Source organism: Njordella calcicola (assembly GCF_056494125.1).
In genome coordinates, this window is the sequence record NZ_CM151396.1 from 6,519,955 (window position 1) to 6,539,358 (window position 19,404).

A 19,404-nucleotide genomic window follows, 5' to 3' on the forward strand; every position below is an offset into this window, starting at 1 on the left:
ATGACTAGACGACCGACAGCCCTGCGACGCGACGAACAAGGGTCCCTTGTGATTGAGTGGGACGACAGCTCGACCAGCTCGTTCACACCCAACCAGCTACGCAAGGCTTGCCCGTGCGCGACTTGTCAAGAAAAAAAGAAGGCAGATGCTGAACGACCGGGTAATTTTTTGCCCATCCTAAAGAAAGAAGAGACGCTGCCGCTGAAGATTGTGGCCATGCGGCCGATAGGAAATTATGCCTATGGGATCAATTTTTCTGATGGTCATTCATCGGGTCTGTTTACAATAGAACTGTTGAGCCAGTTGGGCTGAATCCGCCAGCCGGGCAGAATCGGCCGCCGGTGCTAAAGCCTATTTGCTCGACGATCCATGAATCGGACTCCAGCCAGAGCGACCGAAAGTCCCGACCAATTTTGAAGCGTAGCTTGTGATATTTGACGATAAGAAGTTTCGAATTGACGGCCCCTGCGAAAGCTTATCGCCCCCGGTGCCTCACACCTTGCTAGGCTGGCAAGAACGCGTCTTACTGCCGAATTTCGGCAATGAATCGTTGGTTGCCAAGATCGACTCGGGCGCTCTTTCGTCCTGCTTGCATGCCATCGACATACGCACGCGTTGGACAGGCGAGGCCATGCGAGTGTCTTTTCGTACGGCCCATCCAGTGGGTTGGGGCTGTCGCCACCGTCGCTATTCCGCTCGGATTATTGACGAAGTCACCGTCCGCAGTTCGCACGGGACCCTTGAGCGACGTTACGTGATTGAGACGTTGCTGCAATTGGGAGAAGACCGCCGTTTGATTCGGTTGAGTCTAACGGATCGTTCCGCCATGCAGTTTGCTTTGTTGATCGGTCGCGACGCTTTACAAGACAACTATCTGATCGACTGCAGTCGCTGCTTTCTCGCGTCCAGTCCCACTACGGTGTGATCGTTTAAGTCGGCTGTCGGTGAAAGCGAATTCGCGGATAGGCCCCGCAGCCCGTTATGCGGTCGGCAACCATAGACTTTGCGGTCCACTTGCAGTTCTTGCGGACATATCCTGGTCGACAGCAGTCTCGGCATGTTTAACAATCACCTTAGACCGTCAACAAATCCCTACAACTTGATGTTAAACTGCAATTCGAACAAAGCTTACAACTTGAGCCGAGTTGATATGAAAGCCAAGCTTCAGAGACCGTAAACCAGGAGCATTCAACATGCATTTGAAATTCCAAACTTGCTGCTTCGCGATTATATCGGTTTTCGCTTTTCACACCCTATCGGTCTTCGGAGAAGATCCTCATGCGAGCAATGCGAGCGCAGCGACCCGCCACCAGAACCCGCCTCGAAAAGTTGTGATCGGCACCACGATGACTGGTTGGTACAGCGACTATCCTGGATTTGATCAGCGGCTTGAACAAATGAGAGAACTGGTCAACACCATGGCAAGCGACGCCAAAGAGAAACATGGACGTTCGCTAGACCTTGCTCTATTTTCTGAGTACGCGGTAACTGCCGGAAAGACTGGCTCGGCTCCAGAAGTAGCGATTTCGCTAACGCAAGATGTCTTAGAATCCGTCGCGTCCATCGCGAGACAGCATCACTGCTATTTGGTTTTCGGTGGTGTCTTCGATGATCATCCCACTGTCGGCGGTTGCACCAACGAAGCGGTGGTTATTGATCGCCAAGGTAACCTGGTCGGGCGTTATGTAAAAGTCCACCCGGTGTTGGACAGTCACCAACCCGATGATGAAATCGTTTTCGAAGGAGGCGTCCAACCTGGGACTGAATATGACGTGTTCGATTTGGATTTTGGTCGGATCGGCATCCAAATCTGTTATGATGTGGAGTTCCCGGAAGGCTGGAAAAGCTTGGCAGCGAAAGGCGCAGAGGTTGTCCTTTATCCTTCTCAATCGCCGCAGTTGACTCGCACAAGCATGTACGCGGCGATGCATGAATACTGGGTTGTCTCTTCTACATTCCGTCACAATGCCTCGTTCTTTGAGCCAGGTACAGGATTAGTTGCAGCTCAAATGAAAGAGCCACAGCAGGTCCTGGTACATGAATTCGATCTGAGCTATCTCATTTTGCCGTGGTCATCCAAACTGCGCAATGGTGAGGCATTTCGTGCTAAATTTGGAAGTCGCGTGGGATATCGATATTCAGAGTCCGAGGACCGTGGAATCTTCTGGTCGAATGATCCCGAAATAACCATTGGTCAAATGGCTGAATCGTTAGACTTGTTAGACACCGCTACGCAGCAGCAAAGCCGCGCGAGAAAGGCGGCCAATCAAGTTCGCGGTGGCGAAGTGGACTTCTAATTACTCAAAAAGATCAAGCCCAGTCCAGATGCGTCAGTCCGCGTAGACGAGCTTCAAAATCGCCAAGCAAACCGCCGATCAACTTCCATTCCTGCTTGGCACGTAACTCAATCTCGCCGTGCTTGTTAATCCGCAGAATCGAATCGCCGACAACGCCCATGCGATGCAGCTCGCCAATGTCGATCTCTCCGTCATTAACCAAGTCAAGCAGCGTCTTGCCGGTGATCTCTATGTACGCAGGACGCATGATCATGTGCCTTCTTCGAAAACTTTCTTCTCATCTTCATTCGAAACGCTTTAACCAGCAGTAACTCTAAACCACCAGAGCACTACCGGAATAACACTTGTGCGACCGTTACCCGTAGCGGCTTCTGAATAACAACGAGCTTGGCTACAGTTGACGATTCAACAGCCGTTGCTGCCGCCGCGCAAATGCACTCCTTCCAGCATAATTCCGCTCTCGCATATCGTCACGTGAATTTTCCCGACAAGCCCAACAATCCGCCCAACCCCTACGATGAGAATCTTTTCCAGTAAAACAAAAGTCTACCTAGTCTGATTCTTTGCTCTGGTTCTACCGCAAAGCTATATGCCCTAGGCAGGTTTTTTCATGCTTGATTTTAGAGGCTTTAGGCTGGCTCATGATTGTTATCGTTGGTTGTCTTGTCGTCACCGGCTGCGTGCTGGGAGGTTTTATGTGGGCCGGTGGTCACATCGGCGCACTGATCCACCCGTCCGAAGTATTGACGATCGGCGGTGCGTCTCTGGGTGCGCTGATCATGATGAGTCCACTTCCAACGATCATTAATCTGGTCAAAGGGGTGATTCAAGCAATCAAGGGTTCGCCTTACAACAAAGCCGCCTATGAACAAACATTCCAATTGCTCTATGAGCTGTTCCGACTGGCTCGCAAGGAAGGCATGCTGGCGTTGGAAGCTCATATCGGCAACCCTCACGATAGTGAAATCTTTAAAAAGTATCCGAAGATCTATGCTGATCATCATGCTACGGAATTCATCCAAGGCGCTTTTGGTCCACTGATCGACGGTTCGGTTAAACCAGAAGAGCTCGGGACACTCCTAGACCTGGAACTCAAAGCGATGCACGATGAACATCATGCGCCGGTTGTTGCTTTGACCAAAACCGCAGACGGTCTGCCAGGGTTCGGGATCGTGGCGGCAGTTTTGGGGATTGTGATCACGATGGAACACATCGATGGTCCGGTTACCGAAATCGGTCACAAAGTAGGTGCCGCTCTGGTAGGTACGTTCTTGGGGATTCTCGCGTCTTACGGCTTCTTCGCGCCACTAGCTACAAAAATGGAAACAATTGGTGACGCCGAAGGCTGCTACTTCCAAACCCTGGCGTCGATTATGCAAGGGTACTTCGGGGGAATGCAACCCAAGATGGCTGTCGAAACCGGTCGTCGAGGCTTATCCCGCGATTTACGACCAACCAATGAAGAGATGGAAGAGTTGTTCAAGAAGGTCGATTCATCCAGCGTCTAATCAACGAGCTTGATTGATCTAGGTTAAAGGAACGAAATTATGGCTGGTGGTGGTGGCGGCGCCTGGAAAGTTGCTTATGCGGACTTCGTGACCGCGATGATGGCATTCTTTATGGTGATGTGGCTGGTAAACCAGAAGCCCGATGTCAAACAGGCAATCGCAGAGCACTTTCGTAATCCTTCAGGCAAACGGTTAACGGGCAACCCCAATAGTTCGCTGTTGCCATCCAAGAGCAACGGTGCAGGCGGGAAGAAAAATCGCTTGCGAACCAAGGACGACGAAACGACGCAAACCAAGATGACCGACGAAGGCAACCGCAGCAGTGTGGGTGCACTGATTCAATTTAACGCCAACAGTACTGCGTTGGATGAATCGGGCATGAAAGCCATCGATGCAATACTCCCCGAAATGATCGGCAAGCCGCACCGGATCGAAGTGCGGGGGCATGCGATGGACGATGCCATGGGTGGTTCTCAAGCATACTTCGATGCAATTCAAATTTCCTATCAACGATCGATGGCAACTTGGAAGTACTTGATCGATAAAGGCATCGAACCTGCGCGGATTCGGCTGTCCCAAGCAGGCGCTTCAGAGCCCTATTTCTCGGGTACCAAGGAAGACCAATCCCGCGCTGCCCGGGTCGAAGTATACCTACTGAATGAAGTGTACGAAGAATCCCACTTGAAGACCGAACGCTTGATTTCGATCCAGAACGCGGCCAAACAGGCTGAACCGCCTCCGCCGACGCCTGAAGAACTGGCGAATCAGCATGGAGCGAAAGGACATGGCGGGCACTAACGCAATTTTCTGAGGTGGTTATGATCAATGCCTTGGGAAATCATGATGCCGGCTGAATCCCCAAGCCTCCCTCTTGCCATTGATGCTTAATTTCATCCTAGAAATCGCTCGTCGACCCTCCAAGCGCCGTCTTGCGCTGGGACTTATTTTGACACTGGCATTTGCGCTGCGTCTGATCGCGGCGTGGCAGTGGCAGGCGATGGCAGACCAAGAAGGCTCTCTGTTTCGATTCGGCGACAGCGATTCGTATTGGGTGCTGGCGCAAACCATCGCCAACGACCAACCATATCAATACTACAGCGATCAATCGAAGGTTTTCCGTGCTCCGGTCTATCCTATCTTTTTAAGCAGCATCGCCCATATCCAGCCGCCGCGAGCCGCCGTCATGGCAGCTCGACTGCTGGGTTGCGTGGTCGGAACACTTGCCGTCGGCTTAATCTACTGGGCGACTGTCATGGTTGTTCAACAAGGTGCAAAAGGCCGTTGGCTTGCAGTTCATGACGAGACATCGGATGGAGCTTATCTCGCTGGCTTGGCGGCTGCAACCTTCGCCGCATTGTACCTGGGCGCTATTGGCATGAGCATCTTTGTGCTGAGCGAAGCCATCTTCTGCCCGTTGATGCTTCTTTCAATTTGGCTGCTATGGCAGGCTTGGAATGAAGCCTTGCAGCAGCCTTCGCACAAACGCTACCTCTGGTGGCTGCTGCTGAGCGGCTTGTTCAGCGGATTAGCGATCCTAGCGCGACCAAGTTGGCTGTTGTGGCCAGGCATTGTTGTCGTGCTCTCGTTTTTCCTTACCAACCGATGCACCCAGCCGAACCGAACCCTCAGCAACCGTATACAACTAGCCGGCCTTACCACTGCTTGCTTTGGATTTGGACTGCTGTTGGCCCTGGCGCCGTGGTGGATTCGCAACTATCAAGTTACCGGTACATTCGTGCCCACGACGCTGCAGGTGGGAGCATCGCTGTATGATTCGTTTCACCCCGGGGCAACCGGCGGCAGTGATGAGGGAATGACATTTTCCGGCGACTTTGCCCGTGAGCTAGCAAACCAGAGAGAAGCTAGGCAAACTAGGGGGGAGGCAGCCACAGCCGAGGACCAATTGCCGTTCGAGGTGGCCCTGGATCTTCGGCTGAAAAACGCGGCAATCGCTTGGGTAAGGTCGAATCCATCTGCCGCTCTGCGCCTCGCTTTGCTAAAGTTCTGGCGGACTTGGGTACCGTTGCCGCAAGCCGCACAAGTGGGTGGAAACGCGATTCGCATCGCCGAAGCTGCCGGGTATATCGCAATCCTGTCGACCGCACTGGTTGGACTTTGCTGCGCGATACCATGGCGTAGTCCGGCAGTGATTTTCGCGTTGCCGTGTGTATACTTCGCAATGATCCACAGTGTGTTTGTCGGTTCGGTACGTTATCGGCAACCCGCCATCCTGGCGTTGTGTGTGATCGCAGGCATTGGGACCGCATGGATTGTGGTCAAATGGAAACAAAGAACTCCTCAAAAACAAACTCCCACGTAGAAGGCAAATCGCCAACTGCGGCGCGAAGCGCTGCGGCCACGTGGGAAGTTCGCTTTTTGTGGATTCTGGTCTTGGTGCTCTTGGGCTATTGGGCGTATGGTCAAGTCCGCAACCGCATTGACCCGGAGGTGCATCGCCGCATTCTGCTACTCCTGCGAGAACGATATCCCGATCATGTCGTCACGTTGCAAGCGGCTCATGTCATTGAAGGCAAAGCGATTGTACTGGACGGCTTGCGAATCAGCTTGCGCGAGGAAAGCGGGCTCGTTGACCTACTGCGTCTTGGCCGTGTCACTGCCCTCGGAAATATCTGCGTACTCGATTTGATGAGCGGCAAGCTCAAGATCGAAGAAGTCAAACTGGACGACCTAACGGTTTCTGTATGGCCGATGCAGAATGGGACTTGGTCGATTGAGACCATGTTTGATTCTGGACCTTTGCCCGACTCACTGCCGCCGCTGACCGTCAATTCTGGCATCATTCGCTTGCTGAGCGATAGTGCGGGTAAACAAGAGGTGATTTGCCACGACCTGAAAGCTCGCTGCCGCTTGAATAAATCAGACCCATCGCTAAATGCGACTCCTTATGAGATCCAGGCAAAAGTGCGTAGCGCCGCATTTGACTTGGTTTCAATCTATTTGAATGTCAGCCAAGACAAGGCGCAATGGAACGTCAATGGGAATGTAGTGAAGTGTCGCTTTACTCAAGACCTCGTAACGCAGTTGCCTGACAAAGTCAAAAGCTCCTTTGTACATCTGGCTGGATTTGATGGCGTGCTGAGCAGCAACTTTCAAGTTAACCAACCAAGGGACGGCAAACTGTCCTTTGAAGTTAACGGCGACATTCATAACGGCTCGCTGGTCCACCCTCGATTGCCATATCCGCTGGAACGATTGGCTGGTCGAATCTATTGCCGCAATGACATCCTGCAATTGCGAGACGCGAAAGCCGCCAGTGGTACGGCAACCTTCAAAATGGATGCCGACGTTTACGGCGAGAATGCAGAGTTGCCAATTGTGCTGGAACTTCAAGTGCAAAACTTGCCGATCGACCAGCGACTGTACAAAGTGCTCACTCCCAAATTGAAAGAAGTTTGGGAAGATCTGGAGCCGTCTGGTTTCGCAGATGGTACCGTACGTTTGCATTTTGATGGAACCGATTGGAAACCGGAAATCGAAGCGAAAGTACGTGACGTTCGTGTTCGATTTGTGGAATTCCCTTATCCCGTCACGCAAATCTCCGGGAACGTTTCGTGCACCGACCAATTTGTACGAACGTCGAACTTTCGTGGAAAGGTTGGCAATGCGGAAGCTTCGTTAGTTCTGTTGATGCAAAAGAAAGTCGATTTTTGGGCATTCGACGCGACCATCGCAACGAAACAAGCCGTCAAAATCGAAGAAGAACTTTTGTCAGCGCTCACAGAGCGTGGGCAAGCCAAAAGCGACCGAGAGAAATTTATGCGTTCGCTGCACCCGACAGGGTTTGTCCACGTCAAGCACGCGAAATTCGTCAAGACGCAAAAACATGAGCCGCCATTCCATAGTCTGAAGCTTGAGGTCCGCGATGGTGCAATTGCCTATGAACATTTCCGCTACCCCGTCTTCGGTATTCATGGCGAGGTATCGATCGTCAATCACAAGCTCACCATCGATTCGCTGCGCGGTCACAATGACAGTGCAAATATCCATTGCTTTGGGCAGACTTTATGCGGTCCTGATGATCTCAGCGGCTTGCAGTTGACCTTCTCTGCTTCATCAGTTCCGCTTGAAGAAGAACTGCGACTTGCGTTGCCTATTGGCACGCGGCAACTTTGGGATGCAGTACAACCCAGTGGCGTCATCGATCAAGTTACCATTCATCTCGATCAACCCACTGGTGATGCACCTTTGGATCTGTCGGTAACGATCGAAGAGCAACCCAATGTCGCGGCCATCGCGCGTTCGGTTACCGTCCGCCCTCGCGAGATTCCTTATCCTTTGACCGATATTCGTTGCCGCATTGAATATCGTAACGGGATCGCAACCATCGACCATATGTCCGGTGTGCATGATGTGAGTAAACTAAGCGCAACAGGTAGCTTTGCGATCGAAGAAGATGGGACGTGGAACGGTACTGTCCGCTGGCTGCCCGAATCGCGATTGATAGTAGATCAAAGCTTACTGTCTTGCCTGCCGGGCTACCTTCAGCAACCGATCCTTAATACCGCGTTTCGCGGGCCCATTAGCGTGATGGGTGAATCAAGGTTTGCTTCCTCGACCGACGGAATGTCGCTGGTGATGCGAGATTGGAATCTGGAGCTAGCCATAGAAGAAGGGCGTTTAGGCTGGGGGGAAATTGCATCGGGGATTCGAGGGTCCGTCCAAGTTGTGGGTGCTTATGATGATGTCCAAATCCAAGCGATGGGACAATTGCAGTTAGACTCGTTGTCGATCTACACTGTCCCCGTGCTTGACCTCAAGGGACCGTTTGCAATCCAAGATGGCAACATCTATTTTGGTCGCGATAGCAAGCCCGCGATCGCTAGGTTGTTAGCAACCGACAACGGCAGTTCGCCGTTCCGATTAGCTTCCCAACAGGCGCCGGTGATCGAGGATATCGCCATGCCAAATAAGCGATCGACCAGTAGCCTCAGTCCCGGCTATCCATCTCCTGTTCGCAAAGATCCAAACTTTCTTCGGCCCGCGGACGACCCAAAGCTAGTCACGGACGAATCGGACATCTTTGCGTCCTGCTTTGGAGGCACGCTGGCATTGCATGGCGTACATGAAATCGTAAGCACTCGTTCCAAGCTTGGAATCCAACTCCAGGAGGCCGACTTGCAAGAGACCATGATGGATCTTTCGCGAGGGGCGGCAGGAGTCAACGGCAAGTACTGGGCAGAATGCAGCGTACAAGGGTCGCTCTACAATCAACAAACGCTAGTGGGAGCGGGCCAAGCGTGGCTGCGTCGTGCGGATCTGGTTCAAATGCCTGTCATGTCGAGATTGTTTCGTGCTTTGAGTATTCGCGACCCAAAAAGCGGCGCCTTTGAAAGCGGTGAGCTACAGTTTCGTATCGATGGTGATCGCATACCGCTGGACCGCATCAGCTTGGACGGCGACATCATTTCGCTGCGTGGTAATGGCTGGGTCAACATGCGTCATGAAGTTGACCTAGACTTGTTTGCCTACGTCGGAAAACGAAGCGTTGTCGCTGCGGTACTAGGTCCTATCGTTTCCCACAACGACAACGCGTCGTTGATGGCAGTTAAGGTAGACGGCACCCTGGAGGCAATGGATATTCGTCGAAGTTTCAACTTAATTAACCCCAACGCAGCAGAGTTATTCCCAGAAAGACTATTTGATGCACCGTAGGAGATCTCGATCATGCAAATGCCCATCACGTCAAGCGTCGCAGGTGTTATTGGTCTAGCCAACACTCGCGAGGCAAGGCTTAATGCCACTGGCCAAACCGCCACGGCGAACGTCGCCAATCAGTTGGTCAAGCCTTTAGAAGAAAATACGCAAGTCGGAGACCGCGACGCCCAAGGACAATATCTCGCGAATCAACAACAGTCCGACCGCAACCAAGCCAACCATCAAAATTCTCAAGAGCACAATTCTTCGATGCTCGACTTACCGGCTGAAGATCCCGACGGCTCCACATTAGATCTCACGGGCTAGCTTTGCGCTCGGAGTCCACAAGCTTCCGAATGGTGCTCCGCCAGCATGTACGCCTACCGCTCACTCCAGATCCAGTGGGTCATTGAATCCACAGCGCTGGATTGTTTCCCATTCCCAGTCAGCTATTTCCGTAAAGCCTAGGCTGCGAATGATTTCTGCCCGATGGTATCGATACGTACAAAACTCGCGTAGCAGCTCTCGCACCGCGACAGCAAGCTCGGGATTCTCTTCCTTCGGCGGTTCGCTATCTTGCAGCCGAGTGCGAATCAAATCCAAACGCTCCAATTCCGATTCCTGAGCCACTTCCGGCTCGCTGATCAATTGCAGTTGGCTCAGCAGTTGATCGGGCGGTATATCGCCCAGTGGATCAGACTCTTGCAGCCTCTTCAAATAAGCAATGACTTGGTCTCCGACCTTGTCAAAAGGTAATTTGTTTTTTGTGATCAGCGTGATCTTTTCGCTGAAACTGCTTTGAATGGCTGTCTGCATCCAACGCAATGCTTCGTCGTATTGCTGCTGCTGAAAGAGCACCCATGCTTTGGTGTCTTGGTATGCGGAAACGTTTTCATGCTTGAGGGCTTCGTTGATCGCGATCAAGGCGTCGTCCAAATCCATTTGCGCTAGCGATGCGGCATAGGCCCATGTGTTGTTGATTTGGTGAGTCCGTTGTTCGATTTTCGGCATGGCGATTTTGATCAGTTTTACGACTCCCGCGTAGTCTTTCTGCAAGAAAAGTTGCCCACTGAATTTTTCGACCAGCACTTCTCGTTCGTCAAAATCTTGCTTTGCGATAAGCTCTGCAATGTTCTCCAAGCGGTCATCGTACAGCAGCGAGTAGACTTTGATGTAATCATTCGATCTGGTAATCGCTGGATTAAGTTGTTCGGCTTGCTTCAGCAATTCTTCTGCACGCTTCAGCCGGTCGTCAGAAGAATCCTTGGATCGCTCGAGCGAATTTTTGGCATCGGCCAGCAGCCATTTCGATTTTTCGACCGGTAGATACGCGACCAGAGTAGGAATCGCGACGATTCCCAAACAAGTCAAAACGATAAGAACTACAGCTATTTTGTTGACGGGCGCTGCGATGGTTGGCGGCTGGTCGTCCATGGATGGATTGATGCTTTGGCGTAGAAAAAGTTAGCAGTTGCGGGCAATTCGAACTAATCTTACGATGAATCGAGTAAAGGTCCAAGTTGAGCGAAATCGGAATCTGCAATAACTGCGAGAATCGATATGCCATTATTTGAAGTTGAAACAGACGCTCACATCCTGCTGATTTTGGCAGATGATGAACCGTTGGCGAGAGAAAAGACCACTGAGTATTTCCCGCTAGATCGCGTTCGACGTGTGACAAAACGTCCACGCGACTGCTGGGTGATCTCGAAAGCCGCTTTGGGTTTGACCGACCTCGACAATCAGGTCTGCAGCGTGGCACGCGATTGCCTGTCCGCCTCGGCGGGAGATAAAGTGCAAGCCATCCGATTGTACATGAATCGCACAGGAACCGATTTGGAGAAGGCTCGTCGTGTGATTGAATCCAATATGGTGATGGGCTGGTAAGCGACTGCGGTCGAGCGTCAGGCTAACTTCTGCAGTAGCTCGCGGCGGATCGCCTTGAACAAAAACACCGCATTGGAGAAATAGCGTGGTGCCAATCGTCGTGGGTCATGAACGGTACGGTACAGCCACTCGGCTCCGATTTTCTGCAATAGTTTTGGAGCTCGTTTTGCGTTGCCCGCAACAAAGTCGAAAGATGCTCCGACCTGGATACTGAGGGGCACTTGGAGATCTCGGTAATTCTCTTCGATCCAAAACTCGCCCTTGGGTTGACCAAATGCGACCAACAGAATCTCGGGCGCCGCGTTGACGATACGTTGCTTCATTTCATCGCGCTGGGCCGCACTCCATTTCCCAAAGGGGGGGCAATGGACTCCGCTGATGCGTAAGCCTGGATATAGCTGGGTTAACTTCTCGGCTGCATGCGCCGCCACACCGGGCGCTCCACCCAACATGTAAACGCCATAGCCCCGCTTGGCCGCGAGATCCGCCAAATGATAAATTAAATCCGCACCCGTCACTCGTTCCGGGATCGGATTACGTCCTAGCAAACTGCGCCACTGGATCGGTTTTCCATCACACAGCACCAAAGGGCAGCGGCTGGTGAACGCTTTCAACCTTGGGAACTGATCGCACAGCATCAAGTAGTTGAGATTTGCAGTAATAGCGTACGTGGTTGCTCGATTCTGAATTACCAGATCGATCCAACCCAAGGCCTCAGCGGTCGTAATGCAGTCGAAATCTACGCCCCACACATGACTTCGGCGAATAGCCACATTAGAACCAAACGGAACCTCGTTGCCGTAGAGCTCGTTCTCTTGTTGCAGCAGAGATTCTAACGACTCGAGATTTTCTTGCGGTTGCGTCGCAGGCGGTACAACAGCCGGTCCGATGGTTGGGAAAAAGCTTGAGGCCGCAATGGGAGTTGGAAAGCTCGGGTCCGTCGAATTGGTCATGGTAGTAAGCTTCTAAGAATATCGCACGAAATCTTCTGCTTAAAACATGCACAACAAGTTAGTAAACGCTTGAATAGAAACTCTACCACTTGCGCAAAATGTCCGGACGCAATACAGTAGTAGCACTTATCCCGAATGTTCCTATTGTGCGAATTGTTCCGCTTCATGATTCCCCCGTGCATCCTTGTCACCGTCGAAGGCTTAGGAACCAACTTACTTGGTTGCTACGGCGGCTCGTTGACCAAGACGCCCAACATTGATCAGTTCGCATCCAGAGCAGTGGTCTTTGATCAATGCTGGCTGCAATCGCTGGATGTGGAAGACTCCCTACAAGCAATCTTCACGGGCAAAACGTATCGACTGCCTCGTGGACACGCGATGAGCCAACCGATTGATTCGTCACCGACTGCAAGCCCTACGTCACACGATAACTTGTTTCGATTTTTGCAAGACCAAGACATTGCGACTTGCTTTGTCACTGACGCAATTGAATTGAATGAAAGCGAGTTCCTGGACCTTTTTGACGATGTCGCACTGATTGATTTTGAAGATGATGAGATTGTCAGCGAGCGTCCAGACCAAACACGCATGGCGAGGCTGATGCAGATTGCGATCACTCGGCTGTACGAAGCAGCAGAAGACGAAACTGCTGGCCAAGACTTTGGATTATTGTGGATTCATTCCAAGGGCCTAAAAACTTATTGGGATGCCCCTTATGATTTGCGCAGCATTCCTTGCGATGAAGATGACCCGCCACCTTCGTCGGACCCACACCCACCCAGACGGCTGCTGGACGAAGATTCGAACCCAGATGTGTTGTTCGATGCCATCTGCGGCGCGTCGGCTCAAGCTGCTATCTTCGATTTTGCTTGGTCCTACATTAATGAGTTGATCGAGGAACGCTCGGCGGCGTTTCACGAACAATCGGTTGTCGAAGTCGAACCGGTTGTCGTGCTGATGGGGCTTAACGGCTATCCGCTTGGCGAACACGATGCCATCGGCGATATTGACCAGCAATTGTTTGCAGAACGTTTGCATATCCCTCTGATTATTCGCCCACGAACGCTACCGCTAGGGCTGCGATTGCCACAGATTTTGCAACCGTGGCAAGTCAGCCGACTGCTGGTGGAAGCCTTGCAACTGCCAGGGGAGCAACGTTCTGACGATGATGCCTTTTGGTCCCAACCGCCATTTTTATCGACAGATTGGGAGGCTGGTCATCGGTTGGCTTGGGCCGCCAGTGACCACGAATATGCGTTGATTACACCCGCCTGGACATCGCGAGTGGCTGTCGCTCCGTATGTCAAGGAAAACCCGAATCGGGCGGACCTTTCGATCGACGCCATCACTCCCATGGCATTGTGGCAAGTGTTCGTGAATCCTGATGACCGGTTTCAGCAAAATGATATTGCAGACCGAGTCGAACACATCGTCAAACGGCTCAGCGAGATCGCGACCCGGCTTCGCGATGCCATCTATGGCACCGAAGGCCAAATAGATGTCGGCGATCTTCAAGTATCATTGGAGTCCTTGATCACCGACGAATTAATTCGCTTAGTACACTAGCTCCAGTCTTAGGTCATTTCGACTGCAATCGAATGACGCCGTCCCATCCCAAAGGCGGCTGTCGATTGTTCTGAGCAATATAGACCGTTAAAAAATCTTTCACTCGATCGATCGCAGGTACTTGATGCAAAAGGTCGAACGACTGCGACCAATTCCCTGATAGAAACGCATCGAGTGCTGTTTCGTAAGCCGCCAGGTCGCTATCGCGCAGCGGATGACTCCCAGCCGCTGGCAGCAGTTCGCTAACAATGACCGGCTTCATCATTCCGCTGGGCAGCACCTTGGCAACCCGCCGAACGCGAGCGCCCGACGGGTCGCGACGCGAGCGAACAAAGTCAGCCGTCGCTTCATCCACCAGGATTGGTGCGTAAAGCTGCTTGGTCATGCCTTCCAATCTGGCGGCCAAGTTAACGACGGGACCGAAGACCGTGATCTTAACTTGATCGACGGTTCCAATTTGTCCGGCCACAGCGCGACCACTAGCAATGCCTAAGCCCGCGTGAAAGCCTGCCAATGCATGACCAACTCGACCTGAGGAATCCTCGAACTCGCGGTGAATTGCCAGCGCCGCCTGGACCGCTTGCAGAATGTAGTCGTTTGTTTCGATAGGCCAGCCCCAAAAACCCATCGCGGCATCGCCGTGAAAGTCGCCGACCACGCCGTCACGCTGCATAATTTGACGAGTCGTAACGCCCAACGCATCGCTGACACGCTGCAATAATTCCAGCAAGTTATCCTCCAACTCCTCGCTGCGTTGTGAGAAACCTCGCAAGTCGCAGAACAAGACCGACACATCGGCTTCGCGAGGTTGCAGATCGCGATCATCGCCACGACGCATGATGGCTTTGCGAACGACAGGCGCAAAGAACGGCCGCAGCATGTCTTGGCGCTGCTGCAGATAGCGAGCTTGTCGAACCGCGCTAATGGTGGTTGCCGTTAACTCGGTAAATTTCAGTTCCTCTTGCACGAGCAGCGACGGATTCACCGGTCCCGAGCCCAAGAGGTCGTTGCTGTCGGATAACTGCTCTTGCGAGCCAGCAACATAAATCCCCCACCCCTCGCTGCTTTCTCCAAGAATTGGGACACAGAACGACCAATCTACATTCGCCATCGCCGTATGGGCAACGCTGCGTGAGGTGCCGGTTTCGTCATTTGATTCAAAGCTATTCCAGGTATGCAACACACTTTGGCCGGTTGAAATCGCTCGGTGGATCAATGTTCGACTAGGCGAAAATCCACTGCGGTGCAAATCGCGACTATCCCAGTGCAAGATTTCTACATCGTCGTCTTTCAACAACGGTTGATTCTCCTGAGCTCGTACGATTGCGACAAATGTAGCATGACGAATGCCATTCATCAAAACATTGACAACGCGAACGACAAGCTCTTCGTCGTTGTTGCTACTGCTGATCACGCTAGGCAATCGAGCCAGAGCGTCGACACGACGCTGCGCATCGCGATAGTGAATGCCCTCCAACTCTTTGGCCGTAAAACTTTGTTCCACCAGCGGGCGGTTGCGATTGGTCTCGGCCGAAACAGCAATCAACTGGTTCGCTAATGTAAACGTCGTTCCACCGATGACAAAGTGTTCGCCGATCTGCAAATGAAACTGATCATCCTGCCGACCGCGAAAGAATATCGGGTTGCGTGAATCGATATGCCTGGAGACGTGCAGCAGGCGGCCATCCCAAATCAGCATCGCATGCATCCGAGAAATGCGGCTGTCCCACGGAACATCGAAAGGTTCCGCCGTACGTCCCAGTGCCACTGGGGGATCGGTTGGGACTTGAGCTGGCAAGCTTTTTCGCCAACGATCGGTCGGTTCAGGTCCTTGAGCGATCAGATCGGGCATTGACGAAGCCTTTTGATGTATAGATATTCAAACATGAGAGCTGGCGAACGCTGTTGTTCACAGTTCGGCTACTTACCTTCCCACTAGGTATGATTGTATGAAGAGCAAAAGATCCGCCAAGTCAATGACGTTGGAACAATGGCAAGAAGCGGCCGAATGCCTACGAACCATTGGGCATCCGCATCGGCTGCGTATGTTGCAAATGATCAACATTGGTCAGCATGCGGTCGGCGAGCTAGCTGCCGCCTGCGAAATCGCCAGCCCGGTCGCGTCCAATCATCTGCGATTGATGGAACGGTGCGGTTTATTGACTAGCCGTCGCGAGGGAAAGCATATTTACTACCAGATAGCTGATTCGCATTTATCTCCGATCCTCGCATGTCTAGAGAGCCGTTTTGGTTAGAATAGTCGCTTGGCGATCCTATCGCTAATCACTTTTCGCGGCGCAAACCGCGACCAGCGAACGGGCCGAAAAACGAAATTTGTTTCCCCTGCATTGCTTACCGCTTCCCACCTTTGTCTAAACCTACCAACATGATTTTTAAAAACAGTAAGACGAACTCAACAAGTATTAGCCGACGTCACGCGTTGATAACGGGCAGTCAAGCGGCACTGGCCGTCGCTTCGATCGCCACGGCCTGTCGTACCACCTTGAATCCATTGCATGCGATGGAACCATTGGTAAGGCCGCAACCCAGCCGTATGCGCGTGAGTCTGGCGGCTTATTCATTTCGCAAGTACTTGACCGACAAATCTTCCAATGGAATGGACTTGTTTGGCTTTGTCGACTGGTGCCATCAACATGGCGTGAGTGGTGCTGAGCTTACGAGCTACTATTTCCCAGATGATGTCGACGAAGAGTACCTGTTGAAGCTTAAACGGCATTGCCATCTACGAGGTGTCTCGATCTCCGGCGGTGCGATTCGCAACGATTTTTGTAGCCCCGATGATGAGGCCGTACGACGCGACATCGAGCACACGAAGAAATGGATTGACCATTACGCCGTGCTGGGAGCTCCGGTCATCCGCATCTTTGCGGGCAAGCAGCCTAAGGATTGGACCAAAGAGCAGACCTACCAACGTTGTGTTCGTGCATGCAATGCCGCTTGCCAGTATGCCGCTCAAAAGGGTGTTATTTTGGGCTTGGAGAATCATGGCGGGATCACCGACTATGCGGATGATTTGCTGGCAATCGTGCAGAAGGTGCAGTCTGACGCGTTTGGCATCAACTTTGATTCAGGCAATTTCCGATTGATGGACGACCCATACGCGGAACTGGAAAAGATTGCGCCATACGCCGTAAACGCTCAAATCAAGGTCGACATGTATCGCAGCGGCCAGCGGGAAGACGCAGATTTCACGCGAATTGTCGAAATCCTTAAAAACCAAGCTTACAGTGGCTGGATCGCATTGGAATACGAGGCCAATGAAGAACCCCTTGAGGCCGTTCCGCGTTGGCTGGAACAACTTTCCAAGGCGGTAGCCAGTTAAGAACCCGTTCTGCCCTCGCGGCCGAGATTCTGCGGATAGTTCGTTGCGTAGTGATTCGTCCATCGCGTACAATTTGGGTATATTGAAAGTGCATCGAGTACGCTGGGTGCATTGACTGGCGGATCGATCGCGCAATAAAGTAGGAACTTATGAATTGGACGCTAATGCCAGATTGGCTCAACCGCATAGCCATCGTGTTGTGTTTTGTTGGCGGAGCGATCTGCGGATCCCATGGCAGCTTGGCCGCTGAAACCCAAGTCGAGCAGTCCGATCGCGAAGAAATCGCCAAGCTGATTGAGCAATTGGGCTCCTCGAATTACGCGACGCGAGTCGAAGCAGAAAACTCGCTGCGTCAATTAGGTGTCCGTGCTCTGGACCAATTGCGAGCGGCCCGCAATCATCCTAACCAGCAGGTCACTCGCTTTGCCGAGTATCTTCTGCACAGCAACGATGTGGTTTGGTTTTTCGAAGGTGATTCACCTCGAGTGCGGAAACTACTGCGTTCCTATGGCACGGATTCCCCTATGGAGCGGGAAAGTACCTTGCAACGGCTATCGATGCTGGAAGCCGACGAGGGCGTGGCGGCCTTGGCAAGAATCGCTAGATATGAGTCCAACGGCGATCTGGCCAAACGTGCCGCGCTGGCATTGATGAAGATGAGTGACGCCTACATTAGCCCTGAACAGCTTTTGACTCGCTGGTCCACGATTTTTGAAGTCGTCGAAACGGGAGGCAATCCTGCCTGCGATTGGTTGCTTCATTATGCCAATGCTTACAAGCGTTCGGTGCAAAGCCGCCCTCAGGACTTCCGCTATGACATATCGCAGTTCACCGAGGACTTGCTGCTCCTAAAACCACTGCCTAATTCTGACTATCAGATGCCACCTTATGGATTGATGAAGTTTCAATCGTACTCAGTGGCTATCTCCGGTGAATCGAACGAATTGGATTGGTGGCTACAACAAGTGGCTAGGGAGCTGGCGTTGCTAAAGACACCCTCCCGCGATACGTCGATCTATGTAGTGGATCAACTATGTAGGACTGGCAGCGAATTTTTATTGCGCAACACCCGCAAGCAAGATGCGGTCGTTTTGGCTCAGCAAATGTTGCTGCTACCAAACGTCATTAGCGATCTTTCGAGTGTCTTGGATCGCGCCACGTGGGCGATGGATTATGGCATGCCGCAGTTCGCTCTGGAGTTACTGACGACAGAGCCTCCGAGCGAAGCGAACGCAAAGCAGGTCCAGGGCCAAGTTTACGATATCCAACGCGCCTTTCGTGAATCCAGTTACTGGAAATATCACATTGCGGAAGCGTATCGCTGGCAAGGCAAACTAGCCGAAGCCGAGCAGATACTGTCCACCACAGAAAATGCGTCCGGGGCTGATCGTCGAAGCACACTGCAGATGTTGATGAATCGCTCTTTGTTCGAGTGGGCAGACAAAGAATATCAGCTCGGGATCTCCAAAGAGTCGAACATGTTGTACAAGTTCCTGCTGACCCTAAATTATGCTAAGATGCTGCAGGAAGGCCGCGATTTCCAGCGAGCCTACGAGGTCCTTCGAGAGTACATGGACCTATACGACAATGACGCGAATTTTCGTCAGGAAATCGATAACGGACGATTCACTGTCGATATGGAGCACTTCCGTTCCAACTATCTCTATATCAAGGGGATGACGGAGGTTGAGCAGCAGCAGTTTGAGTTGGCCAAAGACAGCTTCCGTGAAGCGATCGCCCTGAGTTCCGACAATGTCGATGTCATCATTGAAATGCACCGCTTGGACGGCGACCAAGCTTACCGAGAGGAAGTCCAAGCCCTCATTGAAGATTCGCTCTCGACCTTGACCAATGAAGCTCGAGCCTACGAAGCGGATCTGCGTTCCGCAGGCGCCGATGTATTTGCCAGGTCGAAATACTTTTTTGCCAATTCACTCAATACGTACGCTTGGCTACTGTGCAACGTCGATCGCGATATCGAATTTGCGCTCAAGACCAGCATTCTTTCCAACAAGTTGGAACCGCAGAAGCCGGAGTATGCGGACACTTTGGCAAGGTGCTACTTTGTTGCCGGTGACATCAAAAAAGCAATTTTTTGGCAGGAACGAGCGATCAGCTTTAGTCCTAACCAGCGGCAATTGCTGATAACTTTGCTAGATTATTACCGAGAAGCCTCGGCGCAAAGCTCGAATTAG

The 19,404-nt window shown here is 52.2% G+C and carries 17 protein-coding genes; 13 read left to right on the top strand and 4 right to left on the bottom strand.

From position 1 onward, the window contains the following. The 3 genes from SH302x_RS25145 (at position 1) to SH302x_RS25155 (ending at position 2,297) form a co-directional block, all read left to right on the top strand. Entirely contained in the window at positions 1-312 is a 312-nt protein-coding gene (locus SH302x_RS25145) for a gamma-butyrobetaine hydroxylase-like domain-containing protein (protein WP_479365718.1), read from the top strand. Between the two features lie 115 nt (positions 313-427). Then, a complete protein-coding gene (locus SH302x_RS25150; protein WP_479365719.1) occupies positions 428-925 on the top strand; it encodes an ATP-dependent zinc protease family protein in 498 nt (165 codons plus the stop codon). A 421-nt stretch (positions 926-1,346) separates the two neighbouring features. Next, positions 1,347-2,297 (top strand): carbon-nitrogen hydrolase family protein, encoded by a 951-nt coding sequence (locus tag SH302x_RS25155; protein ID WP_479365720.1) that lies wholly within the window; start codon positions 1,347-1,349, stop codon positions 2,295-2,297. A 13-nt stretch (positions 2,298-2,310) separates the two neighbouring features. Here SH302x_RS25155 and SH302x_RS25160 read toward each other — a convergent pair whose 3' ends face one another. Beyond that, complete coding sequence (locus SH302x_RS25160) at positions 2,311-2,550, bottom strand: hypothetical protein (protein WP_479365721.1); 240 nt, start codon at positions 2,548-2,550, stop codon at positions 2,311-2,313. Positions 2,551-2,938: 388 nt separating this feature from the next. Here SH302x_RS25160 and motA point away from each other — a divergent pair, with 388 nt between their 5' ends. The 5 genes from motA to SH302x_RS25185 all read left to right on the top strand — a co-directional run bounded on the left by motA (position 2,939) and on the right by SH302x_RS25185 (position 9,787). Continuing rightward, positions 2,939-3,805, top strand: a complete 867-nt coding sequence (gene motA / locus SH302x_RS25165; RefSeq protein WP_479365722.1) for a flagellar motor stator protein MotA — start codon at positions 2,939-2,941, stop codon at positions 3,803-3,805. 39 nt (positions 3,806-3,844) lie between these two features. Continuing rightward, a complete protein-coding gene (locus SH302x_RS25170; protein WP_479365723.1) occupies positions 3,845-4,603 on the top strand; it encodes an OmpA/MotB family protein in 759 nt (252 codons plus the stop codon). Between the two features lie 82 nt (positions 4,604-4,685). Next, a complete protein-coding gene (locus tag SH302x_RS25175; RefSeq protein ID WP_479365724.1) occupies positions 4,686-6,125 on the top strand; it encodes a hypothetical protein in 1,440 nt (479 codons plus the stop codon). Continuing rightward, entirely contained in the window at positions 6,086-9,478 is a 3,393-nt protein-coding gene (locus tag SH302x_RS25180; RefSeq protein ID WP_479365725.1) for a hypothetical protein, read from the top strand. The genes SH302x_RS25175 and SH302x_RS25180 overlap by 40 nt, the downstream gene beginning before the upstream one ends. 12 nt (positions 9,479-9,490) lie before the next feature. Then, a complete protein-coding gene (locus tag SH302x_RS25185) occupies positions 9,491-9,787 on the top strand; it encodes a hypothetical protein (protein ID WP_479365726.1) in 297 nt (98 codons plus the stop codon). A gap of 60 nt (positions 9,788-9,847) precedes the next feature. Here SH302x_RS25185 and SH302x_RS25190 read toward each other — a convergent pair whose 3' ends face one another. Next, a complete protein-coding gene (locus SH302x_RS25190; RefSeq protein ID WP_479365727.1) occupies positions 9,848-10,894 on the bottom strand; it encodes a hypothetical protein in 1,047 nt (348 codons plus the stop codon). 126 nt (positions 10,895-11,020) lie between these two features. On the opposite strand from SH302x_RS25190, the gene SH302x_RS25195 reads away from it, so the two are divergent. Beyond that, entirely contained in the window at positions 11,021-11,347 is a 327-nt protein-coding gene (locus SH302x_RS25195) for a DUF6793 family protein (protein ID WP_479365728.1), read from the top strand. 17 nt (positions 11,348-11,364) lie between these two features. Here the strand turns inward: SH302x_RS25195 and SH302x_RS25200 are convergent, their stop codons facing one another. Beyond that, positions 11,365-12,300 (bottom strand): WecB/TagA/CpsF family glycosyltransferase, encoded by a 936-nt coding sequence (locus SH302x_RS25200; protein WP_479365729.1) that lies wholly within the window; start codon positions 12,298-12,300, stop codon positions 11,365-11,367. Between the two features lie 165 nt (positions 12,301-12,465). Here SH302x_RS25200 and SH302x_RS25205 point away from each other — a divergent pair, with 165 nt between their 5' ends. Then, positions 12,466-13,866, top strand: coding sequence for a sulfatase-like hydrolase/transferase (locus SH302x_RS25205; RefSeq protein WP_479365730.1), 1,401 nt, complete (start codon positions 12,466-12,468; stop codon positions 13,864-13,866). Positions 13,867-13,879: 13 nt separating this feature from the next. Here the strand turns inward: SH302x_RS25205 and SH302x_RS25210 are convergent, their stop codons facing one another. After that, entirely contained in the window at positions 13,880-15,718 is a 1,839-nt protein-coding gene (locus SH302x_RS25210) for an adenylate/guanylate cyclase domain-containing protein (RefSeq protein WP_479365731.1), read from the bottom strand. 97 nt (positions 15,719-15,815) lie between these two features. Between SH302x_RS25210 and SH302x_RS25215 the strand changes: the two genes are divergently transcribed. The 3 genes from SH302x_RS25215 (at position 15,816) to SH302x_RS25225 (ending at position 19,404) form a co-directional block, all read left to right on the top strand. Continuing rightward, positions 15,816-16,121, top strand: coding sequence for an ArsR/SmtB family transcription factor (locus SH302x_RS25215; RefSeq protein ID WP_479365732.1), 306 nt, complete (start codon positions 15,816-15,818; stop codon positions 16,119-16,121). A 131-nt stretch (positions 16,122-16,252) separates the two neighbouring features. Next, a complete protein-coding gene (locus SH302x_RS25220; protein WP_479365733.1) occupies positions 16,253-17,209 on the top strand; it encodes a sugar phosphate isomerase/epimerase family protein in 957 nt (318 codons plus the stop codon). A gap of 149 nt (positions 17,210-17,358) precedes the next feature. Then, on the top strand, positions 17,359-19,404 hold the full coding sequence (locus SH302x_RS25225) for a HEAT repeat domain-containing protein (protein ID WP_479365734.1): 2,046 nt from the start codon (positions 17,359-17,361) through the stop codon (positions 19,402-19,404).

Bases quoted from the DNA above. Each gene is read 5' to 3' on its own strand.
- SH302x_RS25145 (WP_479365718.1), top strand. From the start codon at position 1: ATGACTAGACGACCGACAGCCCTGCGACGCGACGAACAAGGGTCCCTT.
- SH302x_RS25155 (WP_479365720.1), top strand. From the start codon at position 1,347: ATGACTGGTTGGTACAGCGACTATCCTGGATTTGATCAGCGGCTTGAA.
- SH302x_RS25160 (WP_479365721.1), bottom strand. From the start codon at position 2,550: ATGATCATGCGTCCTGCGTACATAGAGATCACCGGCAAGACGCTGCTT.
- motA (WP_479365722.1), top strand. From the start codon at position 2,939: ATGATTGTTATCGTTGGTTGTCTTGTCGTCACCGGCTGCGTGCTGGGA.
- SH302x_RS25170 (WP_479365723.1), top strand. From the start codon at position 3,845: ATGGCTGGTGGTGGTGGCGGCGCCTGGAAAGTTGCTTATGCGGACTTC.
- SH302x_RS25175 (WP_479365724.1), top strand. From the start codon at position 4,686: ATGCTTAATTTCATCCTAGAAATCGCTCGTCGACCCTCCAAGCGCCGT.
- SH302x_RS25180 (WP_479365725.1), top strand. From the start codon at position 6,086: ATGGAAACAAAGAACTCCTCAAAAACAAACTCCCACGTAGAAGGCAAA.
- SH302x_RS25185 (WP_479365726.1), top strand. From the start codon at position 9,491: ATGCAAATGCCCATCACGTCAAGCGTCGCAGGTGTTATTGGTCTAGCC.
- SH302x_RS25190 (WP_479365727.1), bottom strand. From the start codon at position 10,894: ATGGACGACCAGCCGCCAACCATCGCAGCGCCCGTCAACAAAATAGCT.
- SH302x_RS25195 (WP_479365728.1), top strand. From the start codon at position 11,021: ATGCCATTATTTGAAGTTGAAACAGACGCTCACATCCTGCTGATTTTG.
- SH302x_RS25200 (WP_479365729.1), bottom strand. From the start codon at position 12,300: ATGACCAATTCGACGGACCCGAGCTTTCCAACTCCCATTGCGGCCTCA.
- SH302x_RS25205 (WP_479365730.1), top strand. From the start codon at position 12,466: ATGATTCCCCCGTGCATCCTTGTCACCGTCGAAGGCTTAGGAACCAAC.
- SH302x_RS25210 (WP_479365731.1), bottom strand. From the start codon at position 15,718: ATGCCCGATCTGATCGCTCAAGGACCTGAACCGACCGATCGTTGGCGA.
- SH302x_RS25215 (WP_479365732.1), top strand. From the start codon at position 15,816: ATGAAGAGCAAAAGATCCGCCAAGTCAATGACGTTGGAACAATGGCAA.
- SH302x_RS25220 (WP_479365733.1), top strand. From the start codon at position 16,253: ATGATTTTTAAAAACAGTAAGACGAACTCAACAAGTATTAGCCGACGT.
- SH302x_RS25225 (WP_479365734.1), top strand. From the start codon at position 17,359: ATGAATTGGACGCTAATGCCAGATTGGCTCAACCGCATAGCCATCGTG.